Here is an 18463-nt window from a genome sequence, read left to right on the forward strand (position 1 = left end):
CTACAGATTATAATTCAACATTTTTAATCACTTTTGAGTTATTGTATAAGATAATAAAAAGCTAATATTTTAGTGAATTGTTTCAACTTATATTTCATGAAAATTTATATCTTTTGATAAATTCAATTAACCTCTTTCCTCTCTTATGAGCCTTCCGTTTTTATAAAAAAACCGGATGTCTATCTTACCGTCATAGTTCGTATCCTCTTCCTGTCTTTCAATCTTTCCATCTTTATAGTAAGACCAGATATCTATCTTTCCGTCATAATTCGTGTCCCCCTCCTGCTTTGTCAGTTTTTCTTCTTGATAATATGAGAGGATATCTGCCTTTCCGTCTTTATTGGTGTCTTCTTCTATTTTTGCTATTTTCCCTTTATTATAAGTATACCAAACATCTATCTTTCCATCATTATCGGAATCGAAATGCCTTGTTACAAGCATTTCTTTTTCATAGAGTAAAATATTATCGATATTTCCGTCCCTGTTCCTATCCTCTTCCTGTCTAACCAACTCCCCGCCTTGATAATGATAGACAATTTTGGGTCTGCCACTTAAATCTATTCCCTCTTCTACTCTCTTTAATTTACTATCTTCATAGAACGATTTTATATCTTTATGACCGTCTCCCTTTGTATCGGCCTCTCTCCTTACAAGCTTTCCATCTCTATAGTAAGACCAAAGGTCGATCTTGTCATCGTTGTTTGTATCCTCATGAGAGCTAACCAACTTTTCATTTTCATAAAAATAGGTCTTATCGATCCTTCCATCACCATTTATGTCTTGTTCTTCTTTAACCAATTTCTCGTTTTCAAAATAGGACCAGAGATCTATCTTACCCCTCTTCTTTGTATCTTCCTCTCGCTTTACTAATCTTTCGTTTTTATAATGGAGGATAAGGTCTTTCTTTCCGTCAAAATCTATATCTCCCTCCTGCTTTACTATTCTTCCATCCTCATAATACGTCCAAATATCGACCTTTCTATCCTTATTAGAGTCCTTCCACTTCCTTGACAGACTCCCTTTGTTATCCAGAAAAAACCAGAGCTCTGGGTATCCATCAAAATTGGTATCAACCTCCTGCTTATCTATCTTCTCGTTTAAATAATACGTCCAGATATCAGGCTTGCCGTCACCATCTTTATCCTCCTCCTGTCTCTCAAGTTTTCCATCCACGTAATAAAACCATGCATCAGTTTTTCCGTCTCTATTATTATCTAGCTCTTGTCTGGCTATCCTTCCCTCTTCATCATAAAAAGTCTTCACTTTGGGCTTCTCTTCTTGGCTAAAACCGATAGAAAAATTAAGCAGCATAAAAATGATAAAAAGGAATGACCAAATATTCCTAATCATGTGTACTCCAAATCTTAAGATAAAAAAATTTAATTATATTTAAAATGACCGTCAATAGCAAGCCTTCGTTTGTTTCCAACTAATAGTGAACTGGGAACAGGAGGGAATGGAGAAGCTTTATGAATCGCATTTACAGCCCCTTTATCGAGAGGGATATATCCAGAAGAAGACAATAGATATACACTGGAGACACTCCCGTCAATCTCGATACGAAATTCGAGCGATACCCTACCTTTCAAACCCGGTCTTGCTTCAACGGGATAATGCCAGACTGACATTATTCTTCTTTTTATTTTTTCCAAATAATCTTTGAATTGAGGATCATCACTATCCAGCGAAACATATACGGCCTCTGCATCTTTTCTAAGCAGGGGATGTTCTACTTTTTTCCTGAGATCAACAGGAGCCCTTGCCATTGCTTCAGGATCCTCAGGAACCCTAAATATTTCTCTTCCTTCTAATCTGTTCTCTACCTCTTTAGACCTTCCCTTTGTTTCGACCTGACTCTTTATAGGGCTTTTATCGAATGCTAATTTTCTCATGTCTGAAGTAACTCTTTTTGGCGCATTCGTATCTTTATGTTCTATAGGTTGAGAACTCACTAATCGTGTAGGAAAGGTCTTTGTCGAAGAAGCTATCAGCTCGGTTGGCTCAATGAAAGCTTCTTTCCCTTTAAATTCCTTTGGGGTTGTTTTCAATATCCTCTCATGAGACATTTCCTCTTTCAATTCAAAATCAAATTTATGGGTTAAAAAAAAAGGCTTTGGGGGTGCTTTAAACTTCTTCTCAAATTCATCCCCCTGAGATATAAGTATCTTGGGTTTTAAATCTGGTGTTTTATTTTTTAAATCAGGATAATTATTAGTAGTTTTTGGTCTTTTCAAAGTCTCTTGACCCTTAAATAAATCAGGGATTTTCTCTGTTGTTTCTCTTTTCCTCTCTATATCATCCTTCGTTTTAAGAAACTTAAAAGGCTCTTTATATTTCTTTTGGTCCTCTTTGAACCCAGCAACACTGGAAGCTAAGAGTTTTGGCTTGTTAAAGGTCTTTTGTGTTTCCTCTTTTTTTGGTTGTAAAATTTTTTTAGGCTCCTGTTTTTGTTCTGGTTTAGATAAAGTTTTCTTAGCTAATACTGTCTTCTTTGGCTTAACTTTTTTCTCAACCTTTTTTACTGCTTTGGATTTCGGTTCAGCCTCTTTTACTTTTTTTATTTCAGAAACCTCTGGAACCTCAACAATCTTTATTGAAACGGGCTTCTTTAAAATCTCTTTTGTTTCAAGTGCTTTATTAAAAAAGGGGAGGAAAATTATTAAATGAAGAAGGAATGAAACGACCAGGAATATATCTAATCTTGACTTATAAGAAGAAACTTCTAAATTTTCCCACAACAGATTACCATAAATAACTCTCTTTTTTGATTCTCTCCCCCTATCCCTTAGATATTCTTTCGCTCTTTTATAATGGCTATCAATAAAATCTTTGAAACAATGAATCAATCTGAGGAAAATATCTCTACTCTTGAAAAAAAGAAGCGTATAAGATCTTTTTTGGTTCTTTGGTTCCTCTAGATTATTGCCAGATGTTATCGAACTTTTTACCTTGGTTTTGCTCTCAATTTTATCAAGGAGTTTATCACCCTTTTTAGAGAATTCCCTTTTGCTAGCCTTTTTTTGGATATTACTGTCTAACTTACCTCTCTTTTTTTCAATATTTTTTTTCGTAACGATATATTTTCGAACAGTGGTCCTTCTTTTTCCCGAACCTTCGACCCCTCCTCTTATTTTTTCCTTCTTAATCTTTTTTCTCATAACTATAAACTAAAAAGGACAGAAAAATTTCTGCCCTAATCTGTTTCGAGTTCCTTTGTAAATAATTGAAAAGAATGAATATTGAAAATTATTATATATAACAGCACTTTTTCAAAAAACAGAAGAAAAATTGTTCATTAAGAACAAATTTATGAAAATTTTTATCTTCTCTCTCCTGCTATTTCAAGGTCTAACTCAAGCTTCTGTTTTTTCAGTTTTTCCAACTTTTCTTTGATCTCTGCCTCAAGGTCTTTATTTCCTGTACGTTTCGCTAATTCCAGCTGCTCATTCAACTTTTTTATTTCCTTTGCCAACTCATTTGACAACTCCTGCTGTAGCGTTCTCCTGCCCTCAATCTCTTTTTGTAAGTCCGGGTCTTTCAATCTGGCTAATTCTATCTCCAGCTGTTTCGTCTGTTGGCGCTGTCTTTCCAGTTCTAACCTTAATTCTTCCTGTTTTTTTCTCTCTTGCTCTAGCTGCTGCTGCGTCGTTTCTGGATATGCTCCAGTCCCTGTTTTTGACTGTTGTTTCGCTCCCTCTCTTTCTATCGCTTGACCAGCTAAACGCCCTGTCAATGCCCCAATTCCTGCACCTATAGCACTACCAGTTCCTGCATGACCGCTAGCACCCCCTATGATAGCTCCTGTTCCTGCACCTATAAGGGTACCTGCAATCGTTGCTTGTTCTGTAGTGGTGAGTCCCCCTCCTCCACACGAATAAAGGGCCACTAAAAAAATCCCAGAAATAACAAGAGCTAGGTAACGCCTCATCTATCTATTGCCTCCTTTCTTCATTAAATATTGAAAGGGTTTGGATCTAAAATTAAAGGTATGACAATTTTAAAGGATTGTCAAGCAGGAAATCCCTTTGATTTTATTGACTTAATCTCCAGCAATATCAATTTTATAAAAAAGGAAATAATTTATTGACAATAAAATCTTTTTGATATACTAATAAATGGATATGTTGGAAAATAATATCTTTTTTAGATTCTAAATATTATGAAAAACCAGAGGAGAGGTATAAAGATACCTCTTATTTTTTTTACTCTTATTGTCTTTCTGCTTGTCTGTTCAATGCTTCTTGCATCCCTCATTAAGTTAGACAACTACAAAACCCTTCTATCTAAACAGATTGGACAAGCTATCAAGAGAGATATATCAATTGAAAAAATCCGTCTAAGCATTTTGAATGGTTTGGCTTTTGAAGCAAAAGGAGTCTCTATCAAAAATAAAAAAGAAGCGTCTTCTCCACTCTACATTGAGAAGTTAACACTAAATGCTGAACTATTACCTTTGTTAAAGAAGAAGGTTGTATTAAAAAAAATAGTTCTTCATGAGCCCCAAGTAACAATAAAAAGGAATGAAAAAGGTCTTATCAATATTCTTAGCCTGCCTGAAAAACGATTTCTTATAATAGAAAATAGTTCGGCATCGTATAAAGTAAAGAATATTTTAATCAAAAACGGATACGTGAAATTTATTGATGAAAAGATCTCTAATCCCGCAACTACTACAGAATTTCAGAACGTTTCTATAAATCTCATAAATACATCAAAAGCCAGCCCTATAGCTTTCAAACTATCAGCAAACATAAGCAGTAATAACTCTCAAAAGACAAAAATCTCCGCTAAAGGATCCCTTAATAAAATACCTATAGATCTAGACCTTTCTGATTTTCAATTTGATGCAGATATTAAAACGGATTCAATTCAATATGAAGACCATAGCATCTACCTCAAACAAATCTCTTTTTTAAAAGATCTTAAAGGAGAAATAAAGGCTGACATCAATCTGAAAAAAGATACCGATGGAATACTCAAACTATCAGGAAATATTACCACAGGCTCTTTATCCTTAAAAATTCCTTATTTGCATGATGGCATACCCTGCGATGCTTATAAAAATATAATTAGCTGTGACATTGAATTTAATAAAAACTCTATAACGGTTAACAAGATTGGACTAAAAGTCAAAGATTCTCATAAGCATGAAATAATAAAGGTGGACAATACTTTTGGTAAAGATGGCAAACTTGTAACACAGGTTAACGCAAAAGATCTCTCTTTGAAAGCAATAAAAAAGTATATCCCAAAGAAATATATTTCTGATGATTTTAATAAGGTATTTGATAAAACAAAATTTTCTGGATCGATAAAAATTACTTCCGTTTCTTATTCAAAAACCATATCAAGGCCTGCTTCTTGGACACTAGAGCTCAAAGATGTAAATATTGATACAGGAGAAAATCTGCCGTCTATCAAAGGACTGACGGGACTCATAAATCTGAAAGATGATGAAATCAAATTGAACCGGTTGAATGGAAGGATTCGAAACTCCAACTTTTTCAATAGCCAAGGAAAAATTTTTCAAATAAACTCAGATCCTCAAATAGAATTTTCTCTTAAGGGAAATATGGACGCAGCTGATATTGAGTATATAAAATCCTTAAGTATATTTCCTCGTAAACTTTCTTCTCGCTTAAAAGGGTTAGAAAAAATGTCGGGAAATGCCTCGCTAACATTAAATGCCAAAGGGAATATTAAAGATAGAGAATCCTTTGAAATGCAGGGAAGTTTGGATTTGAAAAAAATAAATCTTTCTCATAAAAAAATCAAACCTGAGATGAGAAATGTCAACGGAAAGATCGATTTTACAGATGAGTTGATTAAGTTTGACTCGCTGAACATGCTATTAGATGGTTATGAATTGAACCTAAAGGATGGATTGATAGAATATGGCGCTGACGACCCTTATATTGAATTAACCATTGAGTCAAAGAAAACCCCTTTAGAGAATCTCCTAAACATTCTCCCATTTAAAAAAGATTACAAAACAAATATAAAGGGATTTGTAAAGAGCAAGATTATTATCTCTGGGAATTTGAACAATCGAAATAACCTTAATATAAAAGGAGATATTAGTCTGGATCACACAATGATTCTATCAAACAGAATTTCCAATCCCATCTATCTACACAGAGGTAACATCATTTTCAATACAAAAAAGGCGTATATTAAGATTGAAAAGGCCAAGATTGGGAACTCTGTTATTAATTTAAAAGGAGAGGTTAAAGACTTTCTTGAACCAAAAATCAACATCGACCTTATTTCTCCATATATTGAATTAGATGAAATACCTGCCCTATTCTCAAAACAAAATAGCGATTATGGACATCTCCTCAATTACGCAATGATAAAGGCAAGGATTCAGATAGAAAAGGCAAAATATAAGGATATGAATTTTAAAGAGATAGATACAAATATTATTTGCAATAAAGGTCAATTGAAAATAGATGACCTGAGGATAAAATCCAATGGTGGAAGTATTATGCTTAGCTCCTTGATAGATCTATCCTCGCTAAAAAATCCAACTATTCGTATCGAACCAAAGATTCTTAATGTCGATTCAGAGAGCCTGCTTAATGAACTAAACATAAACCAGAATATTCTGACAGGGTCTATGGATATTTCAGGCAACCTCTTTTTTCAAAGTCTCAATCCTGATGAACTTAAAAAAAATATGGACGGGCATGTCTTTATCCAATTTAAAAATGGGTTTATAAAAAAATCGGAGAGTATGGCTCTCCTTTCCTCCAAACTTCACTTCGATAAGGAATTCAAGAAAATTTCTGGTAAAAACGGTATGAAAAAACTTCCTTATCATACTATCAGTGGTGATTTTATCATTCATGATGGAATCATTACTACCAACAACCTATCCATCGTGGGCAAAAAGGTGAATATTGCAGCTACTGGTAGAATTGATCTGACTCACGAATTTATGGATCTCAAGGTAAGCGTATTAACCTCCAATACAATGGAAAGAATTGTCAACAAATTACCCTTTGTGGGAAATGCTGCTGTTGGAAATGATAAAAATCTGATAGCAAATTTTTATGAAGTCAAAGGGAAAATAAGCGATCCGGAAGTCACAAAGATCCCTTCTCATTCCATAGAACTAAATATTTTAAAGGCCTTTCGAAAAATAATTGTCCTTACCGGCGAGGTCCTCCATATACCTCAAAAGGTTCTAGCAATCGGGAGATAAAAGAGGTTATCTCTGAAAATTCCATTCTTGAGTTGTGTACTTTTCTTTCCTTAGCCTTTCTGACAATCTCTTCTCGTAGAGAGTTAATTTATCCTGAAACAATGGTCCGAAAGACTTATTAAGCGCCTCTATGAGGGCCTTGGAAACTTCTCTAAATGAGATCTTTCTGTTTAAAACCTCCTGAAGACTGATCATTCTATTATCATCCTCTGTTTTAAAAATAGAAGTCCATTTCTCTCTGTTTAAATTTAAAAGGATTGAACCCTGTTGGAGCAGAAAGTTTCTGCTCCTCTTTTGTGCACTTCCAATAATCTTTTTCCCCTGAGTAACAATCTCATAGAGAGAAGAGGAGGAAAAGCATGATGGTGAATCTATACCCTTTGTCTGTCCCCTTTTTCTTTTTGATGATAACTCAGCTAAAACACCGATGCTTTTTAATCCGGAAACCAAGGCATGACTTATAATCCTATAAGGTTCAAGGACACCATTACGAGAAAAGGCGTCTAAGCTTGATATAATGCTATAGGTGACCTCCTCTTCATGAAAGACAGCCCTTCCTCCTGTTGGCCTCCTTACCATATCCAAGGATAACTCATTCATTCTTTTAGATTCAAACAGATATGATGTCTTTTGGAAATACCCTATTGATATGGCCGGGGGATTCCAGCCATAAAATCGTATCGTTTTTGGCGAAAATCCTTTTTCACATGCAATGAATATCGCTTCATCGATGGCCATATTCATATAACCATCATAAAAAACATCTTTGATTAATCTCCATCCTTCCCTCTTATTATTCATGATTATTCTCTAGCTTTTTGGTTTATCATGAAAAGTATGGATGGATTTTTCTTTAGTCTTTCCATCTTAGTTGAGGTTCTCTTGCGGCGGAGGTTTCATCTAAACGTAATACTTTGGTTTTATGGGGGGCATTCTTCAATTTATCTGGTTCATCTTTTGCCTCCCTTGCAATCTCTTGCATCGCCCAGATAAACTCTTCCAGGCTTTCTTTACTTTCTGTCTCGGTTGGCTCTATCATGATTGCGCCCTTCACAATCAATGGGAAATATATGGTTGGAGGATGAAAACCATAATCCATAAGTCTTTTAGCAATATCTAAAGTTGTTACACCATTTTTATTCTGAATTTTATCAGAAAAGACACATTCGTGCTTACAAACTCTATTATAGGAAAGGTCATAGTAATCTTTTAATTTATTCATAATATAATTGGCATTGATTACTGCGACTTCACTAGCTTCCTTAAGTCCTTCTCCACCCATAGATCTTATATAGGCATAAGCCCTAACCATGATAGCAAAATTTCCATAAAAGCTATGAACTTTTCCGATTGAAAAAGGCCTATCATATTCTAAGTAAAATCTTTCACCATCTTTCTCAACAGTGGGACTCGGCATAAAAGGAACAAGATGTTCCTTTATCCCAACTGGACCTGCTCCTGGACCCCCTCCTCCATGAGGAGTGGAAAATGTCTTATGGAGGTTAATATGAACAACATCTATACCCATATCTCCGTATCTCACCTTCCCCATCAGTGCATTAAGATTAGCTCCGTCACAATATACCAGTCCTCCTTTTTGATGGATCATATCAGAAATTTCTAAGATATCTTCTTCAAAAAGACCAAGGGTATTCGGATTTGTCAGCATAATAGCTGCCGCATCCTCATCAACAATTCTCGAAAGTTCATCTAGATCGATACACCCCCGACTGTTTGATCTTACCACTATACTTTTATATCCACATAGTGTAGCACTGGCTGGATTGGTCCCATGAGCAGAATCTGGAATAATAACCTTTTTTCTCGGATTACCCCTGGACTTTAAATATTCCCTTATCATCATCAAACCTACCACCTCTCCCTGAGCACCAGCAGAAGGTTGTAATGTAACTCTGTCCATCCCGCAGATATCTTTTAAGTACTGTTCGAGTTCATACATGAGTTGTAAAGAACCCTGACAAAGCTCTTCAGGAGTATACGGATGGAGTTCAGAAAAACCCGAAAACCTTGATATATCCTCATTCACTTTGGGATTATACTTCATCGTGCAAGACCCCAGAGGATAAAAACCTAAATCTACACCGTAATTCCATTGGGACATCCTCACAAAATGCCTTACAATATCTACCTCGCTAACCTCAGGAAAACCTTCAATCTCATCTCTATATAAGCCCTCAGGAATTAAAGCTTTAATATTTTCTTCTGGTACATCACATGATGGAAGTGAAAATGCCTCTCTTTTTTTGGAGCTCTTTTCAAAAATTAAAGGCTCGTTAAAAACCAAACCCTTTGCTCCTATCATTCTTTGCTCTTTCATCAATTCTCCTAAATTTGGACTATAGAGCACTCAAAACTCTACAGAGAATATCAATATCCTCTTTTGTATTCTTTTCAGTAACACAGAAGAGAAGTGAATCTTTCATCTCCGGATAAAACCTTAATAAGGCTAATCCCCCTATGATATTCTTTTGTAATAACCATTCATTGACTTTCTCTAAAGGCAGTTTCGATCTGACTACAAATTCATTAAACGTGGGAATACTCATATCAACGGAAAAGTTTCTCATCTTTGAAATCTCTTTTTTTACATAGTTCGCTTTGTAAAGATTCAATTCTGCAAGTTTTTTCATGCCCCTCCTTCCTAAGGTAGAAAGATAGATAGACGCAGCTAAAGCACAAAGAGATTGATTCGTACAGATATTTGAGGTGGCTTTTTCTCTTCTTATATGCTGTTCTCTGGTAGCCATTGTAAGAACATAACCTCTCTGCAAACTTTTATCTGTAGTTGCTCCTACAATCCTTCCTGGAATATTCCTTACATACTTCTCTTTTGTAGCAAAAATGCCAAGGCTTGGGCCACCAAAATTTATGGGGTTCCCAAAAACCTGCCCTTCCCCAACTACTATGTCACAATCAAAAGCCCCAGGAGGTTTTAAAATTCCCAATGCAATGGGCTCAACAACAACAACGATCAGGAGAGCTTCTTTTTCCCTTGCAACCTCAGAAATCTTTTTTATATCCTCAATGGAGCCGAAAAAGTTTGGATATTGGATGATCACTGAAGAGCTGTTAGAAGAAACAAGCATTTTTACTTCATTCGAATCTGTAAACAGATTCTTTGTAAATGGTATTTCTTTAATCTCTAAATCAAGGGACTGGGTATAGGTATTTAAAACCTTTCTATATTCAGGGTGGACAGCTTGAGAAATAAGTATCTCTTTTCTATTATTAATACGATTTGCCATTAAAACAGCTTCTGCGAGAGCAGAAGCACCATCATACATAGATGCATTTGTAATCTCCATGTCTGTAAGCTGACAGATAAGGGTCTGATATTCATAGATTCCCTGGAGTGTACCTTGACTTATTTCTGGTTGATAAGGGGTATAAGCTGTATAGAACTCGGATCGCGATACGAGGTGTTCGACCACACTTGGGATATAGTGACCATAACTCCCAGCACCTAAAAAAGATATATATTCAGTACCAGCGTTTTTCTCGCTTAATAAATTTAAATGGCTCTTGAGCTCTGGCTCTGATAAAGCTGAAGGTAACTTAAGATTCTCTTTAAGCCTAATCTTTTCTGGTATATCTGTAAAAAGTTCTGTAACATCCCTAACCCCTATTGCTCTTAGCATCTCTCTACAGTCATCATCTGTGTTAGGAATATATCTCATCTAGATTCCTTTATTTCTTTTCTTCTTTGATAAAGGCTTCATATTCTTCAGCTGAAAGAAGCGCATCAATTTCATCCTCATCACTTATTTTTACAACAATGAGCCATCCGTCTCCATAGGGATCAGAATTTATTAATTCAGGTTCTTCTTTCAGTGCTTCATTGATTTCTAATACCTCTCCGGTTACAGGAGAATATAAGTCAGAGACTGCCTTGACAGATTCAACTACTCCAAAAGTCCCCATCTGCTCAACCTCACTTCCTACCTCTGGGAGCTCCACGAAAACAACATCTCCTAATTCTTCCTGGGCATGGTCGGTAATGCCGATAATAGCTTTACCACCCTCAATCCTCGTCCACTCGTGTTCCTTTGAATACTTTAAATCTTTTGGAAATTCCATTTTTCTCTCTCCTCCTTTTCTGTTTATCTTCTTTATAAAAATTTACCAAAAGCTAAAATTTTATTAATCCCAAATAATTTTCTTTTCACAAATGATAATCGAGGCCAAATCACTCAATGAATCAACAATACATTAAAAAGGCGGTTAATGAATCCTTTCAACCCGAGAGGAATAAAAAGGAGTCTTAACAATTTTTGCCTTTACCCTTTTATCCCTTATTGCTATATCCAAAGCAGTACCAATATCTGAATAAACAATACTAACATATCCTATTCCAATAGGCTTTTTTAAGGAAGGAGACATGGTTCCACTCGTCACATTTCCAACCTTTATATTTTTATGATATAATGAATTTGATGAGCGTGGAATCCCTCTCTCTATAGCTTCAAAACCTATTAATTTTCTATCTACTCCTTTTTCCTTTTGTTTTAAAAGCACCTCCTTTCCAATAAAATCTTCCTTGTTGAGTTTTACAACCCAATCAAGACTTGCATCAAAAGGTGTGGTTTGGGAATCAATATCATTTCCATATAAAGGATACTTCATTTCTATTCGGAGGGTATCTCTAGCCCCTAAGCCTGCTGGCTTTATTCCAAACTCTTCCCCCGCATTAAATATCGCATCCCATATCTTTTGTGCCTTTTTATGATTAAAATATATCTCAAAACCATCCTCCCCAGTATAGCCAGTCCTTGATATAATTGATTCAACCCCGTCTATCCTACCTCTTTTAAACCAGAAATATCTGATTGAAGAAAGTTTAATATCCGAAAGCCGCTGTAAAACCTCCTCAGACTTTTTCCCCTGTATGGCCAGTTGACAAAGTTCTTCAGCTACATTAATCACTTCGGCATTTTCTTTATTATTGCTTTTTATCCAATCTAAATCTTTATCTGCATTAATTGCATTCACGCACAACATTAATCTTTCATCTTCTATTTTATACACAGTAATATCATCAACGATACCTCCATAAGGGTAACACATCAGTGAATATTGAATCTGATCATTCTTGAGTCTTGAAACGTCATTTGATGTTAGCCTCTGTATTAATTGGAGAGCTTTTTTGCCCCTGATTTCAATTTTACCCATATGGCTTACATCAAAAACACCCACCTGACTTCTGACACAGTTATGCTCATCAATAATGCCTGAATATTGCACCGGCATCTCCCATCCAGCAAAATCTATAAGCCTGGCTCCTAATTTTTTATGAATACTATGAAAAGGAGTCTTTTTTATTGAAAAACCTCCTTCTGTCACTCAATGAGGCTATATTTCTTCACAACAAATCTGCCACTATAATTAGAATGAAAGATTTTTTTTATTTAAACTGGCAGAAAATAGTTACAAGATACATATTCTTTTTTTATTGTCAAATAAAAATTCTCATTAACCAAATAATTTTTTAAAAGTTTTTGCTCAATAAATTTTTGGTTGGTCTTTAGATGAAAAGAAAAAAGAGGAAAAGCTTTTTTACAAATAAAAGTTTTTTGTTATAAGATTTAAAAAAGGACTTGATATTGTGCCAAAATTCAAAGTAAGATTATTAAAATTAAGAAAAAGCTATAGGTTCTAAATTTTTGGCTTTCACTCCTCTCATTTCCATTATGTTCTTTAAAGTCCTGTCCACAGTAAAAAATATCATCTGCCAACCATCTTCTGTAATATCAAATAAAATATCTAAAATTCGAGATATCCTTTCAGAATCAAAAGTTAAAAATGGATCATCCAGAAGCAAAAATCCTTTTTGTTTCTTTAGACTCCTTTCCGCTAATGCTATTCTTATAGCCATATAGAACTGGTTTAATGTTCCGCTGCTTAGCCACTCAATTGGTTTTTCTTCGCCAGAGGGGAGTTCGACCATAACATCAACAAGATCCCATCTCTTAACGATAATTCTATCGTATCTAAAATTTGTTATTTGAGAAAATAGTTCAGAAGACCTCTCTTCTAAAATATTTTTCACCTGAAGAGTAGCCTCTTTTTCAATATCCCGCATAATAAAATAAGCTGCCTCTGCTGCCTCACGCTCCAGTAGAAAATTATCTAGTTCCTTTTTCTTCTCGTCGAGCTTAAGAAGGATATCTATCTTCTCTATACCCATTAAACCTCCCTTTAATTCTCCAATAGAAACCCGGAGTTCATGCACCTCGTTTTTTCTTTTTTCCACTTCATTCCTGAGTTCTAGAATCTCATTATTTAATCTATTATATTTCTCTTCATCCCAAGGGATATTTTCTATCTTATCTTTATCTCTCACTCTTTCTTCTAAAGCTTCAATCCGATCTACAACGATATTCATATCTGGGCTGCCTATAAGTCCTTCCATCTCTTTTGTCAATCCCCTAAAATTCTCTTTTATAGATAGATATTCATCCCATTTTTCCTTAAACTGTTCAAGAGAAACGAACCCTGTTATCTCTTTAATCTTCATTATTTTTTTATCAATAAAATCGATATTTTCACGAATCTCATCAATCTCTTTTTCAATATTTTTTCTTTCATTTTGTAGTATCTCAGCCTGTCTCTTCTTTTCCCTTGATTCACCTTCATCTCTATTTATCTCTCTTCTTTTTCCTTCTATCCTATCTTTAAGGTCATCGATATCTGTATTCTCCCAGTCCTCTCCAAGATTCACTAGAAAGCTATTTGTCTTTATCGATAGCTTATCCAATTCCTCTTCCAATTCCCTTGCTTTTTTATAACTTTTTTTCAAATAAAAAATCAGAATAACAGGAATTAATATAATGAGAATCATTCCTAACAATACTTCCTTTTTCCAAATAAACCCTATAGCAAAAAGAAGCAAGGCTGACAAAAAACATGAGGATTGTATAATACGAATAGCTTTTTTTACCTTCTTAGAATCTTTAAACGCTGATAATTTTTTCTTCATATCATTATACTGTTTAACATCCTTTTCTAAATTTACAATTGTTTCAGTAATACTCTGCCAACCCATAATACGAGACATTAAATTCTTTATATCCTCTTCCAATTCCTTTTTTTTCACATCAACTTCTCTACTTCTTTTTTTATAAATATTGCTTTCATTTACAAGCTTTTCCTTATTCTTTGAAAATTCCGACCACTCCTTTAATTCTTCTTCTTTAAAATGGCTATATGAATTAAGCTCCTTTTTCTTTTCTTTAATCTTTTTATAAATCTCCTTTATCTTGATAAGTTCATCCCTTTCTCTAGCCTTTTCTAATGCCTTTTTATTTTCTTCAGCCTCTTTAAGTCTTGTCTCTAAATTATTTAATTCTCCAAACCTGATATCCATCTCCTTTTCTTTATTGATTAATGTTTCAACCTTCGTTCTTTTATCCTCATACGTACTTATCTCATCCCTTAGCGCATCCTCATCTTTCCATACCTTTGTCCTGGACTCCTTCTCTCCATGTGGGTTTATGCCAGCGTTCTTTCGCAGTTCCTCAATCACACCCTTTAAATCACCATGCATGCCAAGAATCCTATTTATCAGCATAGCTGTCCATGCCTTCTTCCTAAAATCATTTTTATCAAATATAACCTCGCCTGCTCTTATACAGAATACGTTTTTAAAAAATAACGGGCTTAAAGAGGAAATCTTATAAAAATTACCTTTTTGAGGTAGTGATATCTCCTGTCCATTATGAATCAGAATTAATTCTCCTTTAAAACCTTCCTGATACCTCTTTTCCCATACAGGAAATATCCTCTTATTGTATCCATAGAGTGCACAAAAGATTGCATCAATCAGAGTTGTTTTTCCTGATTCATTTTTTCCATAAAAAAGGCTTACATGATCATCGAAGTCAAATACCACATCATTGAACATGCCAAATTTTTCAATGGTTAACCTTTTTAATCTCAACCAAGCCCTCCTTTTTCTCTTAATTCTTTCAGTCCGCAACTGAGTGCTCTCTTGTAAATATTTCTCTCTTTATCTGTTTCGGCTTGTTCAATCCTTTCTTCTACCTTTTTTATAAAACTGAGACACACCGGAAAGTCTTTGAACTGCGCTATACTTAAAATCTCATTTTTTATACTAAACTCTGGGAAGCGACAGGCATATTTATCAGTAATATAATCAAGATATCTCTTGAGAGCCCTTTCATCTTCAACGACGCCTTCAATCCTGATGAGAGGCCATATCTTCCTGTTAGCTCCCTCTTTTATTCTTTTTCCCATTTCCTGATCAATCTGTGAAAACACATTCTTTACTTCTCCTATCCTTATCATAAACGGTCCAATGCTCTCAATTCTCAGAGCAGTCTCAATGGTAATGTCTTGAATTTCTATTTTTCCTTTATTTTTAATGTCTGCAAGAACGACTTTTCTTTCGCTTGCCTCATTTATCTTCATCGGTTCAGGGGTTCCGGGATAGACAGCTATTGTCTCACCAATGACCCTTTTTGAAAAATGATTATGGATATGTCCTAAGGCTAAATAATCAAATCCCCATGACTCGACATCCCCTGTTTCAACAGGAAAATATTCATCTTTTTCAATATCCATTTCTTGAACAAAAGATCGTATTTCCCTCTCATCCACCAACGTCCCATGAAGAATTCCAATATTAATCTTTTTTATGTCTTTTTGGACCTCTGATATTGGTAACAAATCTCTTGCCTTCTTTCCCTTTTGGAAAGGAATGCAATAAAACACAATATCTTGTCCAAGGCTATCAAAAATTTGATAAGGTCCCTCGCTTCCTATGAATACATTTTCACCGTAAAACATTTCAGGGGCAAAGGATTCTACCTCACCTTTAATATCATGATTTCCTGGTACAATTATTATTTTTATAGGGCTTATCCTTTCAAAGGCTTTTTTCATCTTTTCTCTTGCCTCTTGACTGGCTTGTATAGGAGAATCAAAAATGTCACCTGAAATTATTAAATAATCAACCTTCTCAACCCTAGCCTTTTCACAAATCCAAAAGAAGGTATTCCATCTCCTTTCAGAATCTTCTTGTAGATGTAAATCTGCCGTGTGAAGTATCTTCACCTTACCTCTTACCTCTATATAATATTTTTCTACTACACACTATTTTCAGAAAACTATTTTAATTCTCTATTAAAACAGGTTCATCTGTTCCTTTTGCTCATCTTCATCAAAACCCTGTTCTTTACTCTCCTCAAATATCTTAATTTTGCCAAAAACCCCGTCATATCCTGGAACAATATTAAATTTTCCCTCTCTGACTCTCATTACTCCCTCTGAAACCTTTGGATGAGCATACCTAGAAAGCTCTTCTTTTTCTATATCAAGAAGAATCTTAAATTCTGATCCACCCCATTCTATGAGACGATCATACTCATTATCTACGGCCTTTGTTCCAACAGAAACACCAAAGGCATCAGCTATAATCTCCCCTAGTGGCACAACATATCTAGCAGGAATACTATTTTCAGGCTTAAATCCTTCTTCCCTATCAGCAAGGTCATCTACCCTATGCATCACACCAATGGTAAGAGCCTTCTTACAAACAGGGCAGATATTATTAACCTCTTGACTTTCCTTGGGAGAAAAAAGTATCTGGCAATTTCTGTGTCCATCATAATGATATTTGCCTTCCTCTGGATAAAACTCAATCGTAAAAAGAAATCTCTGTCTATCTTTGTTTTTGATAACTTCCATAATCGTTCTATAATCCCTCTCGCAGTCAAAAACATTGGCCTCTCTCCCTATTTTTTGGGGAGAATGAGCATCTGAATTAGATATCAGGCATATCCTATCTAGCTGGGATAGCCTCCAGTTCATAGAGGGATCAGATGACAGGCCTGTTTCAATAGCATAAATATTATTTACTTCTTCTTCAAAACATTCTTCGAGAGAATCAAACCCTGAATTAGCCCCAAACAAAGAAAACCAAGGAGTCCATGCATGGGCTGGAACTAAAAGACATTCTTCTGAAATATCTAAAACCAGTTTAACGAGGTTTTTTGCTGAAAATCCGAAAATAGGTCTGCCATCCGCAGAAAGTTTACCTTTCCCTGCTAATTTTGTATTTATTTTTTCAACCACTTTTATACTTGGAGCAAAGACAACAGTATGGATTTTCCTCAGTCGCCCTCCCTGATGATATATATTGCTTACCTCTCCTGTAAGGATAAAATCTGTCTTTTCATCTCCTCTTTTTAACTGAAAGAGACCATTACCTTTAGGTTCTAGTTTTGTCTTTAGCTCGGATAGATAGAACGGATGGGTAAAATCTCCTGTTCCCATGAGATCAATTCCTTTTTTCTTAGCCCATCTTCCCAGGGCTTCTACCTCCATCTCTTTGCTGGTTGCTCTGCTATACTTTGAATGAATATGAAAATCAGCAATAAATTTCATATATCTCACCTCGAATAGTAAAAAACTCGAACAAGATTATCATCACGTTTATATCCATTAAACCATTAACTAACTAAGATTTAACAAAATTGATTCATAGATAAACTGCCTACCACCGGCGTTCAACAACTCCTCCTGTCTTATGAGGAGCCTTTTTTTATAAAGATTTATCAGTCGAGTACTACTTGTATTAAGCTCTATTCCTAATCTGTCTGCTACTTCTCTGGAAGTCATCTTACCATTTCGCATAACGAAAAATAACGTCTCTTTAAGATAATTATTTAAAGGACCGATTATTTCCAATGGACCTTTTTCCGTTAAATTTAAGACCGATAGCCTCTTTCTTTCCAAAGCGACCTCAATATTCTCCCTCTGATGAGGATTCAATCCTTTGATCAAAATATACTTTTCACCGTATTCTCCAGAGATTAATCTCGACACTAATTTAGCAACAATTTCATCACCGCAGGAATAATCGATGATACCGATATTGGAAAAGTTAAGAAGGATAATGACTGACTCCTTAAGTAACTTCAATTCTCTTTCTATCCTCTCTCTGATTCTATTTCCTGTCTCTCTTGTAACAAGGTCATTAGAGCCGTTATTAAGCTCCTGATCTATTATACTTTTCATATCATAATCAACAATTTTCATAGAAACCTCATAAAAAAGGGAAATTCAAAGCATTAAAACACGACCCTTCTCTTTTATCAAAGAAGCCTAGTTGTTGTTCCCTCTTATATTTATCAAATTCCTCGAAAAAGGTCTTCTTAGAAAGGGTGCATACCTCTGTTTCAATGTCAGGATTTTTACAAGCGCATATATGACCTT

The 18463-nt window shown here is 35.1% G+C and carries 13 protein-coding genes; 1 reads left to right on the forward strand and 12 read right to left on the reverse strand.

The features are described 5' to 3' along the window. Positions 1–126: 126 nt before the first annotated feature. The 3 genes from VMW81_08600 to VMW81_08610 all read right to left on the reverse strand — a co-directional run bounded on the left by VMW81_08600 (position 127) and on the right by VMW81_08610 (position 3928). A complete protein-coding gene (locus VMW81_08600) occupies positions 127–1263 on the reverse strand; it encodes a hypothetical protein (GenBank protein ID HUU51005.1) in 1137 nt (378 codons plus the stop codon). 116 nt (positions 1264–1379) lie between these two features. Beyond that, positions 1380–3158, reverse strand: a complete 1779-nt coding sequence (locus VMW81_08605; GenBank protein HUU51006.1) for a TonB family protein — start codon at positions 3156–3158, stop codon at positions 1380–1382. A 161-nt stretch (positions 3159–3319) separates the two neighbouring features. Then, entirely contained in the window at positions 3320–3928 is a 609-nt protein-coding gene (locus VMW81_08610) for a glycine zipper domain-containing protein (GenBank protein HUU51007.1), read from the reverse strand. Positions 3929–4159: 231 nt separating this feature from the next. On the opposite strand from VMW81_08610, the gene VMW81_08615 reads away from it, so the two are divergent. After that, entirely contained in the window at positions 4160–7207 is a 3048-nt protein-coding gene (locus VMW81_08615) for an AsmA-like C-terminal domain-containing protein (GenBank protein HUU51008.1), read from the forward strand. A 6-nt stretch (positions 7208–7213) separates the two neighbouring features. On the opposite strand, the gene VMW81_08620 is transcribed toward VMW81_08615, so the two are convergent. The 9 genes from VMW81_08620 to VMW81_08660 form a co-directional block, all read right to left on the reverse strand. Beyond that, positions 7214–8008, reverse strand: coding sequence for a lipoate--protein ligase family protein (locus VMW81_08620; protein HUU51009.1), 795 nt, complete (start codon positions 8006–8008; stop codon positions 7214–7216). 52 nt (positions 8009–8060) lie between these two features. After that, positions 8061–9545, reverse strand: coding sequence for an aminomethyl-transferring glycine dehydrogenase subunit GcvPB (gene gcvPB, locus VMW81_08625; protein ID HUU51010.1), 1485 nt, complete (start codon positions 9543–9545; stop codon positions 8061–8063). Positions 9546–9564: 19 nt separating this feature from the next. After that, positions 9565–10905, reverse strand: a complete 1341-nt coding sequence (gene gcvPA, locus VMW81_08630) for an aminomethyl-transferring glycine dehydrogenase subunit GcvPA (protein ID HUU51011.1) — start codon at positions 10903–10905, stop codon at positions 9565–9567. A gap of 10 nt (positions 10906–10915) precedes the next feature. After that, positions 10916–11305 carry a glycine cleavage system protein GcvH gene (gcvH, locus tag VMW81_08635; protein ID HUU51012.1) on the reverse strand — a complete coding sequence of 130 codons (390 nt, stop codon included), beginning with the start codon at positions 11303–11305 and terminating at the stop codon, positions 10916–10918. A gap of 144 nt (positions 11306–11449) precedes the next feature. Then, positions 11450–12568, reverse strand: a complete 1119-nt coding sequence (gcvT, locus tag VMW81_08640) for a glycine cleavage system aminomethyltransferase GcvT (protein ID HUU51013.1) — start codon at positions 12566–12568, stop codon at positions 11450–11452. 292 nt (positions 12569–12860) lie between these two features. Further along, a complete protein-coding gene (locus VMW81_08645; protein HUU51014.1) occupies positions 12861–15164 on the reverse strand; it encodes an AAA family ATPase in 2304 nt (767 codons plus the stop codon). Next, positions 15161–16300 carry a DNA repair exonuclease gene (locus tag VMW81_08650; protein ID HUU51015.1) on the reverse strand — a complete coding sequence of 380 codons (1140 nt, stop codon included), beginning with the start codon at positions 16298–16300 and terminating at the stop codon, positions 15161–15163. Before VMW81_08650 ends, VMW81_08645 begins: the two co-directional genes overlap by 4 nt. Positions 16301–16369: 69 nt before the next feature. Continuing rightward, the gene (locus VMW81_08655) at positions 16370–17632 is read right to left on the reverse strand and encodes an endonuclease Q family protein (protein ID HUU51016.1); all 1263 of its coding nucleotides are present in this window, start codon (positions 17630–17632) and stop codon (positions 16370–16372) included. 69 nt (positions 17633–17701) lie between these two features. Continuing rightward, a complete protein-coding gene (locus VMW81_08660; protein HUU51017.1) occupies positions 17702–18286 on the reverse strand; it encodes a hypothetical protein in 585 nt (194 codons plus the stop codon). Positions 18287–18463 lie beyond the last annotated feature (177 nt).

It is taken from the genome of Nitrospinota bacterium (assembly GCA_035528715.1).
GTDB lineage: Bacteria > JADFOP01 > JADFOP01 > DATKYB01 > DATKYB01 > DATKYB01.

Bases quoted from the DNA above. Each gene is read 5' to 3' on its own strand.
- gcvH (HUU51012.1), bottom strand. From the start codon at position 11,305: ATGGAATTTCCAAAAGATTTAAAGTATTCAAAGGAACACGAGTGGACG.
- VMW81_08660 (HUU51017.1), bottom strand. From the start codon at position 18,286: ATGAAAATTGTTGATTATGATATGAAAAGTATAATAGATCAGGAGCTT.
- gcvPA (HUU51011.1), bottom strand. From the start codon at position 10,905: ATGAGATATATTCCTAACACAGATGATGACTGTAGAGAGATGCTAAGA.
- gcvPB (HUU51010.1), bottom strand. From the start codon at position 9,545: ATGAAAGAGCAAAGAATGATAGGAGCAAAGGGTTTGGTTTTTAACGAG.
- VMW81_08655 (HUU51016.1), bottom strand. From the start codon at position 17,632: ATGAAATTTATTGCTGATTTTCATATTCATTCAAAGTATAGCAGAGCA.
- VMW81_08605 (HUU51006.1), bottom strand. From the start codon at position 3,158: ATGAGAAAAAAGATTAAGAAGGAAAAAATAAGAGGAGGGGTCGAAGGT.
- VMW81_08610 (HUU51007.1), bottom strand. From the start codon at position 3,928: ATGAGGCGTTACCTAGCTCTTGTTATTTCTGGGATTTTTTTAGTGGCC.
- VMW81_08620 (HUU51009.1), bottom strand. From the start codon at position 8,008: ATGAATAATAAGAGGGAAGGATGGAGATTAATCAAAGATGTTTTTTAT.
- VMW81_08615 (HUU51008.1), top strand. From the start codon at position 4,160: ATGAAAAACCAGAGGAGAGGTATAAAGATACCTCTTATTTTTTTTACT.